General features: G+C 68.4%; 19 protein-coding genes and 1 pseudogene. 5 read left to right on the top strand and 15 right to left on the bottom strand.

Annotated elements, in window-relative coordinates; genetic code table 11:
* Positions 1–33: 33 nt before the first annotated feature.
* Positions 34–1716, bottom strand: coding sequence for a M28 family metallopeptidase (locus ACFQ0E_RS04900; RefSeq protein ID WP_386822561.1), 1683 nt, complete (start codon positions 1714–1716; stop codon positions 34–36).
* Between the two features lie 110 nt (positions 1717–1826).
* On the opposite strand from ACFQ0E_RS04900, the gene ACFQ0E_RS04905 reads away from it, so the two are divergent.
* Entirely contained in the window at positions 1827–2471 is a 645-nt protein-coding gene (locus ACFQ0E_RS04905) for a DUF2238 domain-containing protein (RefSeq protein WP_386822562.1), read from the top strand.
* A gap of 84 nt (positions 2472–2555) precedes the next feature.
* On the opposite strand, the gene ACFQ0E_RS04910 is transcribed toward ACFQ0E_RS04905, so the two are convergent.
* The 4 genes from ACFQ0E_RS04910 to ACFQ0E_RS04925 form a co-directional block, all read right to left on the bottom strand.
* A complete protein-coding gene (locus tag ACFQ0E_RS04910) occupies positions 2556–3143 on the bottom strand; it encodes an outer membrane beta-barrel protein (protein ID WP_386822563.1) in 588 nt (195 codons plus the stop codon).
* Positions 3144–3455: 312 nt separating this feature from the next.
* Entirely contained in the window at positions 3456–4001 is a 546-nt protein-coding gene (locus ACFQ0E_RS04915) for an outer membrane beta-barrel protein (protein WP_386822564.1), read from the bottom strand.
* 161 nt (positions 4002–4162) lie between these two features.
* Positions 4163–4957, bottom strand: a complete 795-nt coding sequence (locus ACFQ0E_RS04920; RefSeq protein WP_386822565.1) for a rhomboid family intramembrane serine protease — start codon at positions 4955–4957, stop codon at positions 4163–4165.
* A gap of 82 nt (positions 4958–5039) precedes the next feature.
* Positions 5040–6002, bottom strand: a complete 963-nt coding sequence (locus ACFQ0E_RS04925; protein ID WP_386822566.1) for a TerC family protein — start codon at positions 6000–6002, stop codon at positions 5040–5042.
* Positions 6003–6264: 262 nt separating this feature from the next.
* Between ACFQ0E_RS04925 and ACFQ0E_RS04930 the strand changes: the two genes are divergently transcribed.
* The gene (locus ACFQ0E_RS04930) at positions 6265–7458 is read left to right on the top strand and encodes a class I SAM-dependent rRNA methyltransferase (protein WP_386822567.1); all 1194 of its coding nucleotides are present in this window, start codon (positions 6265–6267) and stop codon (positions 7456–7458) included.
* Between the two features lie 31 nt (positions 7459–7489).
* On the top strand, positions 7490–8884 hold the full coding sequence (rmuC, locus tag ACFQ0E_RS04935; protein ID WP_386822568.1) for a DNA recombination protein RmuC: 1395 nt from the start codon (positions 7490–7492) through the stop codon (positions 8882–8884).
* A gap of 34 nt (positions 8885–8918) precedes the next feature.
* On the opposite strand, the gene ACFQ0E_RS04940 is transcribed toward rmuC, so the two are convergent.
* The 6 genes from ACFQ0E_RS04940 to ACFQ0E_RS04965 are packed head-to-tail and all read right to left on the bottom strand — an operon-like array spanning position 8919 to position 13098.
* Positions 8919–9977 (bottom strand): MlaA family lipoprotein, encoded by a 1059-nt coding sequence (locus tag ACFQ0E_RS04940; RefSeq protein ID WP_386822569.1) that lies wholly within the window; start codon positions 9975–9977, stop codon positions 8919–8921.
* A 27-nt stretch (positions 9978–10004) separates the two neighbouring features.
* The gene (locus ACFQ0E_RS04945) at positions 10005–10307 is read right to left on the bottom strand and encodes an STAS domain-containing protein (RefSeq protein WP_386822570.1); all 303 of its coding nucleotides are present in this window, start codon (positions 10305–10307) and stop codon (positions 10005–10007) included.
* The gene (locus ACFQ0E_RS04950) at positions 10307–10981 is read right to left on the bottom strand and encodes an ABC transporter substrate-binding protein (RefSeq protein ID WP_386822571.1); all 675 of its coding nucleotides are present in this window, start codon (positions 10979–10981) and stop codon (positions 10307–10309) included. The genes ACFQ0E_RS04945 and ACFQ0E_RS04950 overlap by 1 nt, the downstream gene beginning before the upstream one ends.
* Positions 10982–10998: 17 nt before the next feature.
* Positions 10999–11526, bottom strand: coding sequence for an outer membrane lipid asymmetry maintenance protein MlaD (gene mlaD, locus ACFQ0E_RS04955; protein ID WP_386822572.1), 528 nt, complete (start codon positions 11524–11526; stop codon positions 10999–11001).
* Positions 11527–11578: 52 nt separating this feature from the next.
* A complete protein-coding gene (locus tag ACFQ0E_RS04960; protein WP_386822573.1) occupies positions 11579–12328 on the bottom strand; it encodes an MlaE family lipid ABC transporter permease subunit in 750 nt (249 codons plus the stop codon).
* Entirely contained in the window at positions 12328–13098 is a 771-nt protein-coding gene (locus tag ACFQ0E_RS04965; protein WP_386824039.1) for an ABC transporter ATP-binding protein, read from the bottom strand. The genes ACFQ0E_RS04960 and ACFQ0E_RS04965 overlap by 1 nt, the downstream gene beginning before the upstream one ends.
* Before the next feature lie 282 nt (positions 13099–13380).
* Between ACFQ0E_RS04965 and ACFQ0E_RS04970 the strand changes: the two genes are divergently transcribed.
* On the top strand, positions 13381–13671 hold the full coding sequence (locus ACFQ0E_RS04970) for a DUF6916 family protein (RefSeq protein ID WP_386822574.1): 291 nt from the start codon (positions 13381–13383) through the stop codon (positions 13669–13671).
* A gap of 33 nt (positions 13672–13704) precedes the next feature.
* Here ACFQ0E_RS04970 and ACFQ0E_RS04975 read toward each other — a convergent pair whose 3' ends face one another.
* From ACFQ0E_RS04975 to ACFQ0E_RS04990, 4 genes are all read right to left on the bottom strand, one after another.
* Positions 13705–14211: a GNAT family N-acetyltransferase gene (locus tag ACFQ0E_RS04975; RefSeq protein ID WP_386822575.1), complete on the bottom strand. Its 507-nt coding sequence runs from the start codon at positions 14209–14211 to the stop codon at positions 13705–13707.
* Between the two features lie 58 nt (positions 14212–14269).
* Positions 14270–14797 carry a phage tail protein gene (locus ACFQ0E_RS04980; protein WP_386822576.1) on the bottom strand — a complete coding sequence of 176 codons (528 nt, stop codon included), beginning with the start codon at positions 14795–14797 and terminating at the stop codon, positions 14270–14272.
* Between the two features lie 83 nt (positions 14798–14880).
* On the bottom strand, positions 14881–15417 hold the full coding sequence (locus ACFQ0E_RS04985) for a phage tail protein (protein WP_386822577.1): 537 nt from the start codon (positions 15415–15417) through the stop codon (positions 14881–14883).
* 75 nt (positions 15418–15492) lie between these two features.
* Positions 15493–16041, bottom strand: coding sequence for a phage tail protein (locus ACFQ0E_RS04990; protein WP_386822578.1), 549 nt, complete (start codon positions 16039–16041; stop codon positions 15493–15495).
* 282 nt (positions 16042–16323) lie between these two features.
* On the opposite strand from ACFQ0E_RS04990, the pseudogene ACFQ0E_RS04995 reads away from it, so the two are divergent.
* A pseudogene (locus ACFQ0E_RS04995) lies at positions 16324–23304 on the top strand (putative Ig domain-containing protein); the annotation flags it as partial.
* Between the last annotated feature and the right edge of the window lie 105 nt (positions 23305–23409).

Genomic DNA, 23409 nt, shown 5'->3' on the forward strand with positions numbered 1-23409 from the left:
AGGTCCCTCGCTGCGCTCGGGATGACAGTGAAATCATCGCGGCCGTGCCCCGAACTTCCCGCCGAAGAAATCCCCGTCATTCCACGTCGGTCGATCCTTCGCGTCGCCGATCATGCGCGCGATCCGCATGTTGAGCTTGGCCAGCCGCCCCGCATCGCTCCACACGATGGGCAGCGTGGCTTCGTCGCTGGGCTGGTGGTAGTGCTTGCGCAGGAAGTTCTGCAGCGCGCGCTTCGGATCGCGCTCGCCGTCGGCGCTGACCATGCCGCCCATCAGGTAGACCGCAGGCACGCCGGCGCGGATGAAGGCGTACTGGTCGCTGCGCACGAACACCACGTCTTCCGGGAATGGATCGGGCGACAGGTCGACGCGGACGTCCTTCGCGACCATGTCCAGGACCTGCCTGAGCGAGGAATGCTCCACGCCCACCGGCACCACGTCCTTGCTCGGCGCCAGCAGCACCGGCATGTCGATGTTGATGTTCGCGACCATCGTGCCGGCCGCCGCCGTGGGATGGGTGGCGAACCATTCGGCCCCCAGCAGCCCCTTTTCCTCGGCGGTCGTGGCGACGAACACGGTGCTCCGCCGCGGCGCCTCCAGGTACATCAGCGAGTGCGCCGCTTCCAGCATGATCGCCACGCCCAGGGCATTGTCGAGCGCGCCGTTGCGGATGGCGTCGCCCTCCACCGCCGCACCGATCCCGATGTGGTCGAGGTGGGCCGTGAACACGGTGGACTCGCCGGCCAGCGCCGGGTCGCTGCCCGGCAGCACCGCGACGACATTGCGCGATTCGATCGGCTTCAGCGTGGTGCGCCCGGCCAGCGTCAGCGTGCCCGGCAGCGCGAAGCCCTTCAGCGTACCCGCGCGCGCCTCGTCGAACAGCTGCGCCGCCGTGCGCGGCCCGTCGGCGAACACCAGGTCCGCGCTGGCCGCGCTCACCCAGGCGATGCCCTGCAGTTCCGGGAAGGTCCACAGGCCCTTGCCGTCGGCGCCGCGCAGGCGCATCGACGATTCCTGCCAGTTCGCCGCATCCTGCGCCCACGGGCTGCCCGCCTCGTCCTCGGGCGTGTTCACGAACACCACGCCCACCGCGCCGCGCGCGACCAGCCCGCGCAGCTTCTCGCGCGACGAGCTGTAGAAGGCGCGGCGGTCGTTGTCGAAGCGCGCCGGCGCGCCGCCGAACACCACCGCGATCCTGCCCTTCAGGTCGAGCCCGGCGAAATCGTCGTGATCGAGTTCCGGCGCATGCACGCCCTGGCCGACGAACACCGCCGGCGCCTCGACGCGATGCTGCGGCACGTTGAAGTTCGCCGCCGGCAGGAACTGGTCCTGGAAACGGAGCGCGATCTCGCGACCGTTGCGCTTCACCCGCAGTTCCGCGCCCTCCTTCGCGATCCGCCCTTCCAGCAGCGGCACGGTCTGGAAGTAGCTGCCGTTCTCGCCGGCCGGCGCCAGGCCGATCTCGCGGAACCGCTTCGCCACGTACTCGGCCGCCAGATCGAACCCGCGCGTGCCGGTCTCGCGGCCTTCCATGCGGTCGTCGGCGAGTTGCTTCACATCCTCGGCGATGCGCCGCTCGGCATCGGTCTTCGGCACCGGTGCCGCTTCGGTCGGCGTCGGTGCGGACACCTGAAGCCCGGGCTTGGCGGGCGCTGCTTCCTCGCGCTGGCAGGCGACGAGCGCGAGGAGCAGCAAGGCGAATGCGGAACGGGACATCGGCGGTTCCTGGGACGGCGGCAAGGACGGGACGCTAGCACCCGTCGCAGGCCGCGACAACGGACCCGGAGCCGTCGGCGTAAGATCATCGATGTTGCCCGGAGCGCCCGATGACCACCGCATCCACCGCCATCGCCACGCCGCCCTCGCCCGTCGAGCGCAAGCTGCTGCTTGCCATCGCGATCCTCGCCCTGGTCGTGTCCGGCATCGATCCGAAGGATCGCCTGACCTGGCTGCTGGAAGTGGTCTGGGTGATCGTCGCGATCCCGATCATCGCCTTCAACTGGAAGCGCTTCCCCCTCACGCGGCTGCTCAGCTGGCTGCTGGTCGCGCACGCGCTGGTGCTGATCCACGGCGGTGCATACACCTATGCCGAGACGCCGCTGGGCTTCTGGCTTCGCGACACTTTCGGCTTCGAGCGCAATCCCTGGGACCGCGTCGGCCACCTCATGCAGGGCTTCGTGCCCGCGATCCTCGCCCGCGAGCTGCTGCTGCGCTGCACGTCGCTGCGTCGCGGCGGCTGGCTGGTCTACCTCGTCCTCGCCGCCTGCCTCAGCTTCAGCGCGTTCTTCGAACTGATCGAATGGTGGGCCGCGCTGATCTACGGCGCGGATGCCGATGCCTTCCTCGCCACCCAGGGCGACCAGTGGGACACCCAGTGGGACATGTTCCTGTGCCTCTGCGGCGCGGCGGCCTCGCTGCTGCTGTGGTCGCGCCTGCACGATCGCCAGCTCGGCGCGGGCGTGTCGCGCTGAAGCCACGCTCGAACGACGACGGCCGCCTGGAGGCGGCCGTCGGATGCGGATTCCCGAAGCGGGGTCCGCGGTGTCGCGATCACATCAGAAGCGGTATTCGAAGCCCAGGGTCACGGTGGTGAACTGCGCGCCCACGTCCGTGATGCGGACCGGCACCGGGCCGACGTTGCCGTCGAGACCGTTCGAGCTGAACTTCTGGTGGTCGACGTTCAGGCTCAGGCCCATGTTGGCGTTGAAGTCGTAGCCGATGCTCGCGCCGATGTACGGATGGTTGGAATGGCCTTCGAAGTTGCCGGCGCCATCGACGTCCAGGTCCACGTCGATGCGGGCCACGCCCACGCGGCCGCCGATGAAGAAGCCTTCATGCGCGGTTTCGCCGAAGGACTTCTTGCCGACGATGCCGACGCCGTAGTTGATCGCGTCGATCGACGCGCCGTCGATGCCGTCGCCGCCGAGGTTGCCGACGAAGGCTTCGAACGCGAGATTCTGGTTGATGAAGTAGCCGCCGCGCAGGTTGTAGCCGACGTCGTTCTCGCTGTCGTCGATCGCGGAATAGTGGATGCGGGTGTTGCCGGCTTCGGCACGCAGGAAAGCGCCCTTGCCGTCGGCGGCGAAGGCGTTGGAAGTCAGGGAAACAGCGGCCAGGGCCGCGAACAGTGCGATCTTCTTCATGGACTCGAATGTCTTGTGGGGTTGGAGTGCGTGTGGTGCATGCAGCGCGATGCCCTGCGGAGACGCCGTGGACACGCTTGCGTCGTGTCGATGCAGGCCGCTTCCGCGAAGGGCCGCACACGATAGGGAGTCGATCGCGGTGCGTCAATGCGATTTCGATGCGGCGAATGCATTGCGATACGACGATTCGACATGGGCGATCGGACATCGCCATCACCGTTCTCTTGTTCGCTTCGGCGCACGAAACGACGACGGCCGCCCGGAGGCGGCCGTCGGACGCGGATCAGGCGATCCGCAGTGTCGCAGCGACGATCAGAAGCGGAATTCGCCGCCGAGGGTCAGCGTGCGGACGTCGAAATCGACGTCGTTGAGCTCGGCCTTCTGGTAGTCGTAGTTCAGGCTCAGGCCGAAACGCTCGTTGAAGTCGTAGCCGACGCCGACGCCGAGGTAGATGTTCGCCGAGTTGTCGTTCTCTTCGTCGATCTCGACTTCGCCGTCTTCGACGTAGGCGATGTCGGTGTAGGCCAGGCCGCCGCGACCGCTGATGAAGAAGCCCTTGTGGTCGCCGCCGAAGTTCTTCTTGCCGACCACGCCGACGCCGAGGGTGTACAGCTGGGCTTCTTCGTCGCCCCAGCCGGTCTTGGCGCGGTACTGGTTCGCGTAGAAACCTTCGATCGCGACGTTGCTGTTGAAGAAATAGCCGCCGCGGAAGCTGAACGCGGTATCGCGGTCGTCGATCACGTCGACGTCCGAACGACCCACTTCGGCGCGGATGAAACCGCCGTTGCCTTCGGCAGCGAATGCGGTGGTGGACAGGGAGGCGGCCGCAAGGGCGGCAAGCAGAGCGAGCTTCTTCATGAAGATGTGAACTCTTGGAAATGAATGATGTGGGGTCTGGCCATTCGGGCGAACCTGCCGGGTCGCTTGCGTACGCGGCGCGTGGCCGTCGTCCCGAAGGGAGGCGCACGATAGGTGGCTTGGCGTGCGCTGTCAATAATTCGTTAAATGGGCGTTCATCGTCACGAATCCGTGGGCCGCCGTGGCTCCGTGGGCGGCGGGTCCCGGCGCGGGAAGGGCAGCACCACGCCGCGCTCTTCCGGCGGGCGACGCCACAGCACCGGCACGTCGTCGGGCGGCGGCAATTCGAGTTCGTCGTGCTCGTCGAACGCGCCCTCGTCCTCCAGGTCCCAGCTGTACTTCTTGCGCGGCGGCAGCGGATCGGCATGACGGAACAGCAGCGCGCCGAGCACGCCGCCGATCGCGCCACCGAGGTGCGACTGCCAGGAAACGCCAGGTTCCTGCGGCAGGACGGTGAGCAGCATGCCGCCATAGAGGAAGAACGCGATCATCGCCGCCGCGATCGACGGGCGGTCGCGGCGCAGCAGGCCGAGCATGAACACCAGGAACATCAGGCCGTGGGTCAGGCCGCTGGCGCCGAGATGATGCGAGCCGGGATCGCCCAGCAGCCAGGCGCCAAGGCCCGAAGACAGCCAGAACAGCGGCAGCGCGCGCAGTGTCGCCTTCGGGTAGACCGCCAGCGCGAGCGTGCCCAGCAGCAGCAGCGAGGCGGCGTTGGCGGCGATGTGCTCGAAGGAGCCGTGCAGCAGCGGCGCTGTGAGGATGCCCAGCAGCCCGGCGGGCTCGCGCGCGGCGACCGTCAGCGCGCGGAAGTCGGTACCCTGCTGCAGGGCGAAGGCGGCGGCCAGCAGGAGCACGAAGGCCAGGCTGGCGTTGAGCGCGAGGATCAGGCGCCGCCGATCGGCGGCGCGCTGCGCGGGGGTATCGGGGACATCCTCGGGCGTGTGCAGGTCCATGCAGCAACAGATGGTGCCCGGGCGCGGGAAAGCAAGTCCCGCCGCCCGCGGAACGTCGCGTTCCACGGGCGGCGGGCGGACCTCAGGAGGCGCTGGGCGGCTGCGCGGCGGGGCGCAGCAAGCTCAGCACCACCGTCGCGGCGATGGTGAGAGCCACCACGCCCAGCGAGACCACGATCGGGATCTTGTAGATGTCGATCAGCAACATCTTCACGCCGATGAACATCAGCACGATCGCCAGGCCGTAGGGCAGCAGGTGGAAGCGGTCGGCCATGCCCGCGAGCAGGAAGAACATCGCGCGCAGGCCCAGCACCGCGAACACGTTCGAGGTCAACACGATGAACGGGTCGCTGGTGATGGCGAAAATCGCCGGGATCGAGTCGACCGCGAAGATCACGTCGGTCACGCCGATCAGCACGATCACCACGAACAGCGGCGTGTACCAGCGCTTGCCATCCAGCATCACCGTGAAGCGTGCCTCGTGGTAGTCCCTGGTCAGCGGCAGATGCTTGCGCATCCACTTCAGCGCGGGATTCGCTTCGAGGTCGGGCGCCTTGCCTGCGGCGAGCAGCATCTTCACGCCGGTCAGCAGCAGGAACGCGCCGAAGACGTAGAGGATCCAGTGGAACTTGGCCAGGAGGAACGCGCCGGCGAAGATCATGATCGCGCGCAGCACGATGGCGCCGAGCACGCCGATGATCAGCACCTTCTGGCGCTGCTCCTCCGGCACCGCGAAGTAGGTGAACAACATCAGGAACACGAAGATGTTGTCGACGGCGAGCGATTTCTCCACCAGGTAACCGGTGAGGAATTCGAGGCCGACGCGGTTGCCGACGGCGGCACCGGCCGTGTCGGTGACGTACCACCAGAGGCCGGCATTGAAGGCGAGGGCGAGCAGCACCCAGCCGATGCTCCAGTAGAGCGCTTCCTTGAAGGTGACTTTGTGCGGGCCGCCGTGGCGCATCAGCACCAGATCGACGAGCAGGGCGACGACGACGAGAACGCCGAACGCGCCCCACAACAGGGGACTACCGATGGTGGTCATTGCAACTCCAGGTCCAGGGACGAAATGTCGGACCGTGGGATCGGGCGCGGACCGGGCCGGCAGCGCACTGCACGACCAGCGGGGACAAGCCTTCGCCACACGGCGAAGGTCTCGCTCACAACCGCGGCGCTGGGCCGGGTTGCCGTCGGGCCGGAGCCGGTGGGCTCGTCATGACGACCGTGACGTTGGGAGCTACTCCCCTTCAGACGCGCGCATTGTTCAGGTCCGGGTCGCGTCTTGTCAATCGCCGTACAATGCGGAAATGAACGAAACCTTGCCGAATCTGCCCGAAATCCGCCTCAGGAACCCCTGGACGTCCCGCCATCCCTGGATCTTCCAGAAGCTCGTCGAGAAGCCGGCCCAGCGTCCCAAGCCCGGCAGCATCGTCGATGTGGTCGGCCCGGATGGGGTCTGGACCGGGCGCGGCTTCTACAACGGCCACTCGCGCATCGCGATCCGCATCCTCGAGCGCGACCCGGACGTGGCGGTCGACCAGGCCTGGTTCGCGGCGAAGATCGCCGAGGCCGTGCGTTTGCGCCGCGAGGTGCTGAAGCTCGACGAGGTGTCCGACGCCTGGCGCGTGGTGCACAGCGAGGGCGACGGCCTCAGCGGCTTGGTCGTGGACCGCTACGGCGACCTGCTGGTCGTCGAATACTTCAGTGCCGGCATGTTCCGCCATCGCGAATGGATCTATGCGGCGCTGCGCGAACAGTTCCCGGGCTGCCGCTTCCACGCGTTCGCCGACGAGCACGTGCAGAAGCAGGAGAGCTTCGACTTCCGTGGTTCCGAGCCGGCCGCGCCGGCGATCATCACCGAACATGGCATCAAGTTCCGCGCCGATCCTGCCGGTGCGCACAAGACCGGCTTCTTCGCCGACCAGCGCGACAACCGCGAGTGGCTGTCGCGCCAGTGCGCCGGCAAGCGTGTGCTCGACCTGTGCTGCAACACCGGCGGCTTCGGCGTGTACGCGGCCGCGCGCGGCGCCACCGAGGTGGTCGGCATCGACATCGACGAAGCGGTGATCGAGATCGCCAAGGGCAATGTGAAACTCAACCTGCCGTTCGAGAGCGGCGTGCGCCCGCGCTTCGTGCAGGCCGACATCTTCCCGTGGCTGCGCGACGCGGCGAATGCCGGCGAGCAGTACGACGTGGTGATCCTCGACCCGGCGAAGATGACCCGCGACCGCGAGCAGGTCATTCCGGCGCTGAAGAAATACCTCGACATGAACAAGCTGGCGATGGGTGTGGTGAAGCCGGGCGGGCTGTTCGCGACGTTCTCCTGCACCGGCCTGGTCAGCGAGGAACAGTTCCTCGACATGCTGCGCCGCGCCGCGTTCTACGCCGGCCGCACCGTGCAGGTGCTGAAGGTCGCGGGCGCCGGCGCCGACCACCCGTGGCTGACCGACGTGCAGGAAAGCCGCTACCTCAAGGCTGCGTTCTGTCGCGTGGTGGACTGATCGACACGGTGTGGCGGGCTACACTGCCGCCATGCCCGAGACCAATCTCCTGCTCGTCCTGCTGCTGGTCGCCGTCGCGATCATCCTCGTCCTGCTCGTCGTATTGCTGCTGCGCAGGCCCGACGCCGCGCTGGACAGCCTGCGTGGGCGCATCGAGGAGGCGCTGCGCGAGGAGCAGCGCGCGGGACGCGGCGAGCTGCGCCAGCAGCTCGACAGCCTGGGTGCGAACCAGGGCCAGCGCATCGATGCCTTCGGTCGCAGCTTGGGCGACCTGACCGCGCGCACCGACGCGCGTCTCGACGAACTGCGCGTCGCGCTCAACGACGACGCGCACAAGGCGCGACTGGAACTGGCGACGCGCCAGCAGCAGTTCGCCGACGCGCTGGGCGCGCAGCTGCGCGAACTGACCGATCGCAACGAGCAGCGCCTGGGCGAACTGCGCGCGACGCTGGAGCAGAAGCTGCGCGAGCTGCAGACCGGCAACGAGGCCAAGCTCGAGCAGATGCGCGCGACCGTCGACGAGAAGCTGCAATCGACGCTGGAGACGCGTCTGGGCGAATCCTTCCGGCTGGTGTCCGAGCGTCTGGAGCAGGTGCAGCGCGGGCTGGGCGAGATGCAGCAGCTCGCGACCGGCGTCGGCGACCTCAAGCGCGTGCTGACCAACGTGAAGACCCGCGGCATCTACGGCGAAGTGCAGCTCGCCGCGCTGCTCGAACAGGTGCTGACGATCGAGCAGTACGAGCAGAACGTGGCCACCGTGCCGGGCAGCAGCGAGCGCGTCGAGTTCGCGGTGAAGCTGCCGGGCGTTGAGGCCGGGCATGCAGTGCGCCTGCCGATCGACGCCAAGTTTCCGCGAGACGATTACGAACGCCTGCTCGATGCGCAGGATCGCGCCGATGCGGCGGCGGTCGCCGAGGCCGCGCAGGCGCTGGAGCGTCACATCAAGGTCGAGGCCAAGCGCATCCGCGACAAATACCTCGCGCCGCCGCACACCACCGATTTCGCGTTGCTGTTCCTGCCGACCGAAGGCCTGTACGCCGAAGTGCTGCGTCGCCCTGGCCTGTTCGAAGTGCTGCAGCGAGACTATCGCGTGACCCTTGTCGGGCCGACGACCTTGCTGGCGCTGCTCAACAGCCTGCAGATGGGTTTCCGCACGCTGGCCATCGAGCAGCGCTCGGGCGAGGTGCGCCAGCTGCTGGGTGCGGTGAAGACCGAGTTCGGCAAGTTCGCCGGCGTGCTCGAAAAGGCGCACAAGCAGCTCGACACCGTGCAGAACAGCATCAAGGACGCCGGCGTGCGTACGCGCGCGATCGAGCGACAGCTGCGCAAGGTGGAGGAATTGCCTGCCGACGAGGCGCGGCTGCTGCTGGGCGATGCCGGCGTCGAGACCGGTACCGATGTCGGTGGAGTACCGGACGCGGACTGAGCGCGTCCGGAGGTGAAGGCTTGGGGCGACGGCGTCAGGGCGTGCCCGGCAGCCCCGGCATCGCGTTGACCGGCACGGTCGGGTCGTCTTCCATGTCGCGCAGGTAATCGGGCAGTTCGGCGGAGTTGCCGTTCTGCTGGTCGCCGTGGATCTGGTACTGGCGGCGCTGCAGCCAGGCATCGCGGACCAGGGCGTAGTCGTCGGTGGCGCCTTCACGCAGGCTGTCGGTCGCCATCAGCTGGGTGCGCAGGTCGACCAACTGCAGGCCCTGCAGACCGACGCGGGTGGCGTCGTTGCCGATCCGACGCGTGGGCGACAGCGGCGCGTCGCCGAGCATGCCGAAGGTGTCGCGCACGGTGCGCGGGCCGAACAGTGGCAGTTCGACATAGCGCGAGCGCTTCCAGCCCCACTTGCCGAGGGTCTGGCCGAAGTCCTCGCTGCGGTTGGGGATCTTCGCGGAGGTGGCCGGATCGAACAGTCCGGCCAGGCCCAGCGTCGAGTTCATCAGGAAGCGCCCCAGCGACTGCCCGGCTTGCTTGGGCTTGCCCTGCAGCAAGGCGTTGAGTGCGCTGACCGGCTGGCCGAGGTTGTTGAAGAAGTTGCTGACCCCAAGGCGCATCGGACGCGGCACCACCTTCACGTAGGCGCGGGCGAGCGGTTTGGCGATGCTGCGATCGACCGCGTTGTTGAAGCGGTGCATCTGCCGGTTGTACTTCTCCCACGGGTCGTAGCTCTGCGGTGCGACGACCGGTGTCGGTAGGGTGGGATCGGCGATCGGGTCGTAGCCCGCCTGTCCCAGCGCGGTTTCACCGTAGATCGCGGCGAAGTCCTGTTCCGCCTCGGTCGGCGCCTGGCCGGCGGCGGCATCCGTGGTCGCGTCTGCGGATGCGGGCTCGGTGCCGGCCACGACCGGGGCCGCCTCGGTCGCCGTGGCGACGGCGTCTGCAGGCGCGGCGGGGTCGACGATGGGATCGGCGGTGGGCGCGGCGTCCGCCACCACCTGCGCGGGCGGCGTGTCGCGGGTCGCGGCCTGATGGGCGCAGCCGCTGGTCAGCAGGAGGACGAGGCCGAGCGAGGCGAGGCGTGCGTTCATGGGGGCAGTGTAGTGGTTTGGATCCGGTCAATCCCGGACGAAGGCCAGGCCGTGGCCCAGCCGGTAGGCTTCGCGCAGTTCGGCGAACCCGATGGGACCGCCTTCGGCGATCCCGTGCAGTTCGACGCCCTCGCCGCGCGCCGCGAGCAGCGAGACCAGCGCCAGACCGGCGCTGTCGATGCGCTCGACCCCGGACAGGTCAAGGGCGCGCACGCCCGCGAGGCCGCCCTGCAGCTCGCGCCAGAGGGCGGCGACGCTGTCGCGCCGCAGCGCCCCGCCGAAGCGGAGGGTCTCGCCGTCGCGCACGACGCTCGCGGGGCGGTCGGCCATCACTGCCCCGCGTCGGCCTTGATCTGGCCGTTGCGCAGCTCGGTGGCGACCTGGCGGATGGTCTTGCGCTGCAGTTCGGCGTCGAACTGGCTGCGGAATGTCTGCACGTAGGACACGCCTTCGACCATCACGTCGAAGACCTTCCACTGCGTGCCGGTCTTGCGCATCAGGTAATCCACCGGGATCGGTTCGCCGGCCTGGCGCAGGAATTCGCTGGAGACCTTCACCCCGAAGCCCTGCTTCAGGGCCTGCTCGGACTTCACGCGCACGCGCAGCTGGGTGTTGAAGTCCAGCAGCGACGAGCCGTAGCGCGACATCAGGTTGTCGGCGAGGGCGTCGGCGAACAGCTTCACGTCCTCGTCCGAGGCGCCGCGCGCGTGGCGGCCCAGCACGAGGCGGGCGGCGTAGTCGCGGTCGAACATCGCGTTGAATTCGGTGCTGATGAACTGGCGCAGCGCACCGCGGTTCTTCTGGAACTCGCCGCGACGCTTTTCCAGCGTGCTGAGCACGCGCTGGCTGTTGTTGAGCACGAGCTGGCTGGGCGTGCCCTGCATCATCGCCGAGGCCGAGGCCGGGCGCGCCGGCGTGGCGGTCTGGGCGGCATTCTGGGCGAGCGCGGGAACGGCCGTGGCCAGGGCGACGACGGCGAGAACGGGCAGGAGGCGGGTCTTCATGGGGGTCATGAGGGGGGTCATGGAGTCGACGATGCGTCGGTGGGGGAGTCCGCCGGTTCGGCGGTGGTCGTGGGCGACGGGGAGGTGCCGGTGCCGCCGAAGATGTACTTGCCGGCCATCTGGATCAGGTCGACCGCCGGGCTGGTGAAGGCGATCTCGTCGCCGGCCTTGAGCGTCTGCGGATCGCCGCCCGGCTGCAGGCCGACGTAGCTCTCGCCGAGCAGGCCGCCGGTAAGGATGCTGGCCGAGGTGTCGATCGGCAGGTCCTTGTAGCGGCTGTCGATGTCGAGCACGACCACCGCGTCGAGCTTCTGCGGGTCCAGGTCGATCGAGGCGACCTTGCCGATGGCGACGCCGCCGATCTTCACCGGCGCCATCGGGCGCAGCTGGCCGAGGTTGGTGAAACGGGCCTTGAGCGGATAGGTGTCCTGGCTGACGCCGAAGCGGCCGTTGGTCGACGCGATCGCCAGCACCAGCAGCGAGGCCAGGGCCAGGAGGAGGAACGCGCCGACGGCGAATTCGATACGGGGACCGCGGGTACTCATGACGGATTACCTGAAGAAACGTTGGGCCAGGAACGACATCCCTGGCGGAAGATCATCTGAACAGGAAGGCTGACAGGACGAAGTTGAACATCAGCACCAGCAGGGAAGCGTTGACCACGGCGCGAGTGGTGGCGACCGAGGTGCCTTCGATGGTCGGCTCGGCGTGGTAACCCACGTACGAGGCGACCAGCGCGGCGGTGCCGCCGAACACGGCCGACTTCAGGAAGGCGGACAGGAAGTCGTCGTGGAAATCCACGGCGTCCTTCATGACCTGCCAGTAGCTGCCGTTGTCGATGCCCAGCACCTGCACCGCCTGGAACCAGCTGGCGGCGATCGCCAGGCTGCAGAAGAACGCGGTGAGCAGCGGCATGCTCAGCACGGCGGCCCAGAAGCGCGGGGCGACGGCCTTGCCGACCGGGTCGATGCCCATCAGGCCGAGCGCGGTGATCTGGTCGGTGGCGCGCATCAGGCCCAGTTCGGCGGCGATCGAGCTGCCGGCGCGGCCGACGAACAGCAGCGCGGTCAGCACCGGCGCCAGCTCGCGGTACAGGCCGATGCCCACCGCCGCGCTGACCTGGCCGGTCGCGCCGTAGGTGACCAGCACGCGGTAGCCGAGCAGGGTCACCGACAGGCCGACGAAGGCGCCGCCGACGGCGATGATCGGCAGCGAGCGCGCGCCGATCTTGTAGACCTCGCGAACGAGCTCCCGCCAGAAGTCGGCGGTCGGCGTGCTCGCGCGGAACACCGCCAGCGAGAACAGGCCCGCCTTGCCCAGTCCCCGGATCGTCTGCGCAAAGGCCATCACGCGGCCTCCGTGCGCGGCGCGGCGTCGAACGGGATGGGACCGTCCGGCTGGCCGTCGAGGAACTGGCGGACCAGCGGGTCGGCGCCGGCCTGCAGTTCTGCCGGCGTGCCGTCGAAGACGATGCCACCGTTGGCGATGACCACGGCGCGGTCGGCGATCGGCAGGGTCTCGTGGACGTGGTGGGTCACGATCAGGCTGGTCAGGCCGAGGGTGCGGTTGAGCCGCGAGATCAGGCTCATGATCACACCGCTGGCGATCGGGTCCAGGCCCGTGAGCGGCTCGTCGTAGATCATCAGCGGCGGGTCCAGCGCGATGGCGCGGGCCAGGGCGACGCGGCGCGCCATGCCGCCGGAGAGTTCGCGCGGATAGAGGTCGGCGGCGGCGCGCAGGCCGACCGCATGCAGCTTCATCTCGACCAGCTGCCTCACCACGGCCGGCGGCAGGTCGGTATGCGTGCGCAGCGGCAGGGCCACGTTCTCGGCGGCGGTCAGGTCGGTCAGCAGGCCGTTGCCCTGCAGCAGCACGCCGATCCGCTTGCGCAGTTCCAGCAGCTCGCGCCTGCGCTGCGGGACCGGCTGGCCGAAGACCTCGACGGTGCCTGCGGCCGGCGACAGCTCGCCGGTGACCGCCGACAGCAGGGTCGACTTGCCGCAGCCCGAGGGCCCGAGGATCGCGGTCACGCTGCCCTGCGGCACCGACAGGTCGATGTCGCGCAGGATGACGCGGCCACCCCGTTCGAGGCGGAGGCCGGCGACGCGGACGGCGATGGAAGGGGGCGCGGAGGACACGACGGAGGGAATCCGGGGCGTAAAAAAGGCGTTCAGGATGGCGGCTCCCGGCTGAATCCCGGTGGAGCGGCGGCCGGCGGCGGGCGCCCATTGTCGCCGTCCGACGACCGCCTGTCTGCGCCGCCGTGGGCGACGCAGCGTCCCGGAACCGGCCCCTGCCGGAGAAGTGATGCCGGACGCCGCCTTGTGCGCGAGGCGTGCGCACGCGAGGATGTCGCGCCATGCCGGCCCGCGCGCCGGCGACACCGACACGGGGACACCATGGATCTGCTGACGCTGGAACACTTCGCCGGCTGCGTGAACGAGACGTTCACCGCCAGTCTCAACGACATGGACGTGGAATTCGTCCTGGTGGAGGCGCGGCCGCTGCAGGCGCATGTACCCGGCGCGATGCGCGTGCCGTTCTCGCTGCTGTTCCGCAACACGTCGCCGATCCTGTTCCCGCAGCAGATCTATCCGATGCGCCATCCGCGCGTCGGCGATGTCGGGATCTTCCTGGTGCCGGTCGCGCAGGAGCGCGCGGGCTTCCTCTATCAGGCGATCTACAACTGACGGGCGGTCTGCAACCGAGGTGACGCTCCGGCGTCAGCCCGGAGGCGACCAGGCCATGGCCAGGTGCGATCCGCCGCCGTCTTCGGTGACGGCGAAGCCCAGGCGCTCGTACAGCCGCTTCGCACCGGGATTGGTCCGCATCACGTGCAGGTGCATGCCGCGCCCGAGCGCGGCGGCTTCCGCTTGGCTGTGGCGGATGAGCGCGCTGCCCACGCCACTGCCGCGCAGACCCGGGAACAGGCAGATGTCGACGATCAGGTGCGCCGGGGCCACGCGCTGCAGGTAGTAGCGGCCGACCGGGCCGCGGCCTGCCTGCTCGATCGCCAGGAAGTCGGTATCGGCGTAGTGGCTGATGTAATGCTGGTGCTGGAGGCCGAACTGCTGATCCAGGAACGCGCGCTTGGCGATCTCCGGCCAGGGCACCGGTGCCATTTCCTCGGCGCGCGTCGTTGCGTAGAGGTCGCGCAGCCAGGGGATGTCCCCGTCGCGCAGCCAGCGCAACGAAAACCCGCGCTCGGCGAGGAGCGCGGGTGTCTGCATCCGGTCGGCCCGTTCCGGTGGGAACGGTGCCGGCCGCGACGGCGTCGCCACCGTCATGTCACGGGAACGACGGATAGATGCCTACCAGCGCGATGCAGAAGTTCAAGCCGAGGTAGGGCTGCTGGTTCTCGTGCGGGAAGCCGCCGCCCTGGCTGGGAGAAAGCATGTTGGGGGCGAAGGTGGTGTTGGGAGCGCCCGAGGAGAAGGGCCTGTTCGCGGAGACGCCTGGTTGCGACAGGCCACTGTTGGCTGCAGGCGTGCTTGCATTGGATGGTATGTATGCGTTGATGCCGTGGTTGTGCTGCGGGATCTGGTTGCTGGTCAGGGTCACGGTATTGACGCCGAAGCTCTGGCCCAGCGAGCGCGGGCTCAGCCCCGGCCCCTGGCCCTGCTGGCAGCCGGCGCGGCCGGCGAAGTTCGGCAACTGGAAGGTGGTCTGGCCGTTGCCACCGTAGATGGTGCCGATCAGCGAGAACAGCGCGGTGTTCTGTGAGATCGCCAGCGTGGCGCCGTTCGCATACGCCCAGCCGACGGGGTTGAAGGTGAAGCCGAACAGCTGGATTTCGCCGATGTAGGGTTGTGTCATGAGTTGGTTCCTCCGATGAGGTGGCCGCGCGGACTCGCAGCGGCCGCGCCTGCGTGGCGCGATGGATGCGGTCGGTGGCGGGATCAGCCCTGGCTGGGGAAGATGCCCTGGGTCGCGATGCAGTACTGCACCGTCAGCGTGGGCATGCAGTTCTCGTGCGGCTGGCTGCCACCGGCAAGGCTGGTCGATTGCGGCGACATCGCGACGGCTGTCTTTCCGGTGATATCGGACACATAGAAATTGTCGCCGCTGATCCCGGCGGGGAGCAGTGTGTTGCCCGGTGTCAGCGTGGTCGCCAGCGCGGCCGTCGCGACTGCGGTGTGGGTGTGCGCCGGCATCTGCGTCGGCAGGACGGTCACTGTCTCGGTGCCGGCGCGCTGGCCGATGACGTAGGTGCTCAGGCCGGGGCCGGTCCCCTGGTGGATCGGCAGGCGGCCGCGCAGATCGGGCACCGCGAAGGTGGTCTGACCGTCGCCGCCGTAGGTGGTGCCGATCAGGGCGAACAGGGCGTCATACTGGGAAATCGGGAGGAGGCTGCCGTCGCAGGCCTGCCAGCCGTTGGGGGCGCCGCGGGTGCCGAAACCGAACATGCGGATCTCGCCGATGTAGGGTGTGCTCATGTGTCTTTGCTCCGGAGGTTGTGTGGATCGCGCGGTCTGGCGCGCGGGTCCGGTGTCCTTGAGGTCCGTCTGTCGTCAGCTGCGCGACGGATAGATGCCGCTGAGCGCGATGCAGAAATTGATCACGCTGTAGGGCTGCAGGTTCGGATGCGGCTGGTTGCCGCCGGCAGGCGCGACGGTCTGGGGATTCAGCGGAACCAGGGGGCCGGTGCTCGCAGCATAAAGGTTAGGCGGTGGAGAACCTGCATTGGTGCTGGTTGCAAAGATGCGGCCGCTAGGGGTGCGGATATCACCGTTGTTCGTCGACGCATTGACCGAGTGGCCGTGCGACGGCAGGTTGGTGCTCAGCAGGGTCACGTTCTCGACGCCGGCCGACTGGCCGATCTGGACCGCCGGCGGCTGCCAGCTGGGGTCCACGGACGAGGCGTAGCCGATCGGCGTGCGGCTGCGCAGGTCCGGCAGCGCGAAGTTGGTGGTCCCGTTGCCCCCGAACTGCGTCCCCAGCAGCGAGAACAGGGCCTGGTTCTGGTTGATCGGCAGCAGTTGGCCGTTCGCAAGTGCCCAGAATTTGGGCGCAAAGTTGAAGCCGGCCATCATGATCTGGCCGATGAAGAATTCGCTCATCGTGATCCTCCCCTTGGATGGTGAGCGCGAACGCGTCGTGCGCCGCGCCGACGTACTCTGAACCGCATTGGCCGGGGCGACAAGGCCCGGCGGCACCGTATCTTGGTATCAGTTCTCGGCGGGGGCTTCCGCTCGACCCGGAACCCTGTTCCAATGACATGGACCATGCCGGGGGAGCGGCTAGCGTGTCTGTTCGAATCCCCGGATCGCGTTTTCGCAGGGCGGCCATCATGGCCGGCCGGCAGCCCGTGTCGGACGGGCGCTCTTCAGGGGAGCTGGAACATGTACACGTCTTCTTCGAACCGTCGCTCGGGTCGCCGTTTCAACGGTGCGCTGGGCTACCTGCTCCTCCTTCTGGCCTTGCTCTGGCCTGCGCTGGCAAGCGCCCAGCACACATCCTCGGAGTGTCCGGCACAGACCGCCACGGTCACCAGTGGCGGCACCGTCACGATCGATATCTCGGACTGTCAGCAAATCCCGGGAAACGGTGGGACCGGGGATATCGACGGCGGCAGTTTCGGGGCATTGGACTTCGAGGATCACGGCACTGCCACCACCCGGCTGTCGGGTAGTCAATGGTTCCTCGACTACAGCCACAATGGCACCACCGGCATCGGGTCGACCGATGTTTTCGAAATCACCGATGATGTCAGTGGCGGCGATGTCCGCATCACGATCACCATCAACCCGTCGGCCTCGCCGATCACGGTATTGCCAGCCTCGTTGCCGACGCTCACCGCCGGTCAGCCGGTCACGGTGAATCTGACCGCTTCCGGCGGACTTGCCCCCTACACGTATGCGTTGCAGAGCGGTGTCCTCCCTCCCGGTCTGACGCTGACCAGCGCAGGCGTGCTGAGCGGTACGCCGACCCAGCGCGGTGCCTACAGCTTCAGTGTCCGTGCAACGGATGCCACGACGCCGACTGCGCAGTTCGTCGACAAGGGCTACACCGGTACAGTCCAGAACCCCGAGCTTGTCGTGACTCCGGCCGCTGGAACTGCGATCCAGGGCGCGCCGTTCTCGCAGACCCTGACAGTCTCCGGCGGCGTGCCGCCGTATACGATTTCCAATACCCCTGAGCCCGGCAGCAACGTGCCTGCCGGCATCAGCCTGTCCGGCGGTGTGATCAGCGGAACGACGAACGCAGCACCTGGTGTATATCCGATCAATCTTCGCGTGAGCGATTCGAGTACGGGGCCTGGCACCTATTTCGAGAACACGCCGATCCCGCAGTTCAATCTCACCGTCAGCCCGCCGCCCAGCGTCAGCATCGCGGTGTCGCCGGCTTCGGTCAGTGAAGACGGCGCGACCAACCTGACCTATACGGTCACCCGCAGCCTCCTCCTGAGTTCGCCGACGACGGTCAACATCACCACGACCGGCACCGCGACAGTGGGCACCGACTACACCGGCGGCGTCGCCACCGTGGTCATCCCGGCCGGCGCGACCACCGCGACGATCACCATCAATCCGAACGTCGACGGCACCGTCGAGCCGGATGAAACCGTCACCCTGACCGTTGCCGCCGGCACCGGCTACACCGTCGGTGCGCCGGCCAGCGCCACGGGCACCATCCTCAACGACGACGTGCCGACCGTGACGGTCTCCGTCTCCCCGGCGGCGGTCGCCGAAGACGGCGCGCCGAACCTCATCTATACCTTCACGCTGAACCAGGCCGCGTTCTCGACGACATCGATCAACTACACGATCGGCGGCACGGCGGCCAACGGCACCGATTACGCGACCATCGCCTCGCCGCTGGTCATTCCGGCCGGCAACACCACCGGCACGGTCACGGTCAATCCGACCGCCGACACCAATATCGAAGCCGACGAGACCGTCACGCTGACCCTGGCGGCCGGCACCGGCTACACCGTCGGCGTGCCGAACAGCGCCACCGGCACGATTCTCAACGACGACCTGCCGAACCTGGTGATCAACGACGTCACGGTCAGCGAAGGCAACGCCGGCATCACCAATGCCACCTTCACGGTCAGCCTGAGCGCGCCGGCCGGCCCGGGCGGCGTCACCTTCAACATCGCCACGGCGAACGCCAGCGCCACGGCGGGCGTGGATTACGTCGCCCAGTCGCTGACCGGCCAGACCATCCCGGCCGGCAGCAGCACCTACACCTTCACTGTGCTGGTCAACGGCGATCTGCTGGACGAAAACAACGAAACCTTCTTCGTCAACGTCACCGGCGTGATCAACGCGGTCGTGGTCGATGGCCAGGGCATCGGCACGATCAACAACGACGATCCGGATCCGGCCCTGTCGATCGACGACGTGACCGTGGTCGAAGGCAATGCCGGCACCGTCAACGCGGTGTTCACCGTGACCCTGAACGCGGCCAGCGGTCTGTCCGTGCAGGTGAACTACGCCACGGCCGACGGCACCGCGACCCAGCCGGCCGACTACACCAATACGTCGGGCACGCTGACCTTCACCCCGGGCCAGACCGCCCGCACCATCACCGTGCCGGTGATCGGCGAAACCGTGCCCGAGGCGAACGAGACCTTCTTCGTCAACCTGAGCGGCGCGACCAACGCGACGATCAGCGACAACCAGGGCGTCGGCACCATCACCAACGACGACGTGCCGGTGACGGTGAACCCGGCGACTCTGCCGAACGGCGCCGTGGCGGCGGCTTACAGCCAGACCGTCACCGCCAGCGGCGGCGTCGGCCCGTACGGCTTCGCGGTCACGGCAGGTGCGCTGCCGGCCGGTGTCACCCTGTCGCCGGCGGGTGCCCTGAGCGGCACCCCGACGGCGGGCGGTACGTTCAACTTCACGATCACCGCCACCGACAGCAGCCCCTTCCCGGGTCCGTTCACCGGCAGCCAGGCCTACACGGTCACCATCGCGGCGCCGACGATCACGCTGCCGGCGACGACGCTGGCGGGCGGCACGCTGGGCGCGCCGTACACGGCTTCGATCACCGCAGCCTCGGGCGGCACCGCGCCGTACGCGTACGCCGTCACCGCCGGCGCACTGCCGGGCGGCCTGACGCTCAACCCGTCGACCGGCGCCATCACCGGCACGCCGAGCGCGCTGGGCACCTTCAACTTCAGCGTCACCGCGACCGACAGCAGCACCGGTACCGGTCCGTACACGGCCACGCAGTCGTATGCGATCACCGTGATCGATGTGCCGCCGACGGCCACGAACTCGTCGCTGACCGTGGCCTACAACGCCCCGGCCACCAACGTGCCGCTGACCCTGGGCGGCGGTGCGGCGACCTCGCTCGCGATCGTCACCGCGCCTACCAACGGCACGGCGATCGTCAGCGGCACGACGATCACCTACCAGCCGAACGTCGGCTACGCCGGCCCGGACAGCTTCACCTACACCGCGACGAACTCCGGCGGCACCTCGGCGCCCGCCACTGTCACGATCACCGTGCAGGATCCGGTGATCACGATCACCCCGAGCGGTGGCTTCGCCGCCACGGTCGCGGCGCCGTACACGCAGACCTTCACCTTCAATGGCGGCGCGCAGCCGTGGTCGACCTATCAGGTCACCAACCTGCCGGCAGGTCTCGCCGTCACCGGCACCACCGCCAACACGGTGACGATCTCGGGCACGCCGACCGAAGCCGGCACGTTCAATCTGAATGTTTCGGCCACCGACAGCAGCACGGGTCCCAGCGCGCCGTACAACGTCGGCCAGGCGTTCACGCTGACCGTCGCTGGCCCGACCCTGGCGATGACGCCGGCTCCGGGCACGCTCAACGCGCCCTATGCCACCGCGTTCTCGCAGACCTTCACCGCCAGCGGCGGCACCGGTCCGTACAGCTACGCCCTGACCGGCACGCTGCCGGCTGGCCTGAGCTTCAATGCGGGCAGCGGCAGCATCAGCGGTTCGCCGACGGTCCCGGGCAACTATCCGATCACGATCACCGCGACCGATGACGGCACCACCGGCACCGGCGCGCCGTTCACGATCGCGCAGAACTACACCATCAGCGTGCCGACCCCGGCGATCGCGGTGAACCCGGCCTCGCTGCCGGATCCGACGGCTGCGGTTGCCTACAGCCAGGTCATCACCGCCACCGGCGGCGCGGCCCCGTACACCTTCGCGGTGACGGCAGGCAGCCTGCCGCCCGGCATCACCCTGGCCAGCAGCGGTGCGCTCACGGGCACCTCGAACCAGGTCGGGACCTACAACTTCACGATCACCGCGACCGACAACTTCGGCCAGACCGGCAGCCGTGCGTACACGGTGACCATCGCGGCGCCGACGCTGACGATGACCCCGGCCGCGGGCACGCTGAACGCGCCGTACGCAGTGGCCTATTCGCAGACCTTCACCGCATCGGGCGGCTCGAACACCTTCAGCTACGTCCTCACCGGCGTGCTGCCTGCGGGCCTGAGCTTCAGCGGCGACACGATCAGCGGTACGCCGACCGTGCCGGGCAGCTACCCGATCGCGATCACGGCCACCGACACCGTGCTGACCGGCGTGGGCGCGCCGTTCACGGTCTCGCAGAACTACACGATCGACGTGCCGGCCCCGGCCATCGTCGTGAGCCCGGCGACCCTGCCGGATCCGACGGCTGCGGTCGCCTACAGCCAGACCATCACCGCCACCGGTGGCGCAGCACCGTACGGCTTCGCGGTGACGGCGGGCAGTCTGCCGCCGGGCATCACCCTGGCCAGCGGCGGTGCGCTCACGGGCACCTCGAACCAGGTGGGCACCTACAGCTTCACCGTGACTGCGACCGACAACTTCGGCCAGACCGGCAGCCAGGCCTACACGGTGACCATCGCGGCGCCGACGCTGACGATGACCCCGGCCGCGGGCACGCTGAACGCGCCGTACGCGACGGCCTTCTCGCAGGCCTTCCCGGCCGCAGGCGGCTCGAACAGCTTCAGCTACGTCCTCACCGGCACGCTGCCGACGGGCCTGAGCTTCAGCGGCAACACGATTTCGGGTACGCCGACCGTGCCGGGCAGCTACCCGATCACGATCACCGCCACCGACACCGTGCTGACCGGCGTGGGCGCGCCGTTCTCGATCGCGCAGAACTACACGATCGACGTGCCGGCACCGACGATCACCGTGGATCCGGCGACGCTGCAGAACACCACGGCCGGCGATGCCTACAGCCAGACGCTGACCGCCACCGGTGGCGCTGCGCCGTACGCCTTCGCGGTGACCGCGGGCAGTCTGCCGAACGGTCTCACCCTGAGCGGCAGCGGTGTGCTGTCCGGCACCACCACCACCTCGGGCACGTTCAACTTCACCGTGACCGCGACCGACGGCTTCGGCCAGACCGGCAGCCGCGCCTACACCGTGGTGGTGGCCGTGCCGACGGTCACGCTGACGCCGGCGACCCTGCCGGGCGGCACGTCGGGCGTGGCCTACAGCCAGACGCTGACCATCGCGGGTGGCATCGCGCCGTACATCGTGACCCAGACCGGCGCGCTGCCGGCCGGCATCACCTTCAACGCCGCCACGCGCACCTTCAGCGGTACGCCGACGCAGTCGGGCACGTTCAACATCAGCGTGACCGTCACCGACAGCACCGGTGGCACGGCCGCAACGGTGACCAACAACTACACGCTGGTCATCGCCGTGCCGACGCTGACCCTGACCCCGGCGGCCGGTGCGCTGCCGGCGGGCACGGGCGGCACGCCGTACAGCCAGACCTTCACCGCCAGCAATGGCGTGGCGCCGTACACCTACGCCCTGGCGTCGGGTGCGCTGCCGGCAGGCCTGAGCTTCAACCCGACCACCGGCGCGCTGACCGGCACGCCGACCGTCGCGGGCAGCTTCAGCTTCAGCATCAGCGCGACCGACAGCACCACCGGCACGGCGGCGACGGTGACGAACGCCTACACCCTGGCGATCTCGACCCCGACGATCACCGTCAATCCGCCGGTGCTGCCGAACGGCATCTTCTCGGTGCCCTACACCCACGTGATCAACGCGGTGGGTGGTACCGCGCCGTACACCTTCGCGGTGTCGGCCGGCGCGCTCCCGGCGGGTGTGACGCTCAACGCCAACGGCAACCTCAGCGGTTCGCCGACGGTCTCGGGTGCGTTCAACTTCACCATCCGCGCCACCGATGCCCTCGGCTTCACCGGCACGCGTGCCTACACGATCAACATCGTGCAGCGCCCCGATCCGTCGCGCGATCCGGAAGTGCGCGGCCTGATCGAGTCGCAGGCCGATGCGACCCGTCGCTTCGCCACCACCCAGATCAACAACTTCCAGCAGCGTCTGGAGCGGTTGCACGGGTCGGGTTCGGGCGGTGGTTTCGACAACGGCCTGAGCGTGTCCTACGACCAGTACTGCCCTGAAATGGTGGGCAGCATCCCGGGTCGCCGCTGCGATCGTCCGACCACCGGCAACAGCATCGGTGCGGGCCTCGGCAACGGTGCGGGCAATGGCGCTGGCGGCGGTACCGGCCAGGGCGGCAGCAGCGGCGACGTCAACAAGGCCTTCGGCATCTGGGCCTCGGGCATGATCCGCTCGGGCAACCGCGATGGCCGCAACGACACCGCGAACGTCGACTTCGAGACCGATGGCGTGAGCTTCGGCCTGGATTACCGCGTCAACGAGTCCTTCGTGCTCGGCGGCGGCGTGGGCTACGGCACCGACAGCAGCGACATCGGCGAGAACGGCAGCCGCAGCGAGGGTCGTGCGTACACGTTCGCCCTGTACGGCAGCTACAGCCCGGGCGATGTGTTCTTCCTCGACGGCCTGTGGGGCTACCAGAAGCTCGACTACGACCTGCGCCGCTTCGTGACCAGCAACGGCAACTTCGTGAACGGCAACCGTGGCGGTTCGCAGTGGTTCGGTTCGCTGTCGGCCGGTGCGGACATCGCGGTCGGCAATGCCTGGCAGTTCACGCCGTACGCCCGTGTCGACGTGGCCCGCGCCACGCTGGACGGCTACACCGAGAACGGCGACGCGATCTTCGCGCTGGCCTACAACGAGATGGAGGTCGACACCACCACCGGCAACGCCGGCGTGCGCATCGACTACCGTCGCGAGACCACGTGGGGCATCTTCTCGCCGCAGTTCCGGATGGAATACCAGCACGACTTCAAGGGCAGCGGCGCGCAGTCGATGCGCTACGCGGACCTGCCGAGCGGCCCGTTCTACCGCGCGACGTTCTCGGACTTCGATCGGAGCCGCTGGATGTTCGGCCTGGGCTTCCTGTTCGATCTGAACAACGACTGGTCGTTCAAGCTCGATTACCGCGGCCTGATCGGCAACGGCGAAGACCGCGACCACGGCGTGCAGCTGAACGTGGACAAGAAGTTCTGATCCACGCCGCCATCGCCGGATCCACGCGTCTGATCCACCGAGCGCCGCTGCCTCACCGCAGCGGCGCTTTTTTTGTGCGCAGTTCGCGGG

The organism is Lysobacter brunescens (assembly GCF_042677005.1).
Classification (GTDB): domain Bacteria; phylum Pseudomonadota; class Gammaproteobacteria; order Xanthomonadales; family Xanthomonadaceae; genus Lysobacter_I; species Lysobacter_I brunescens.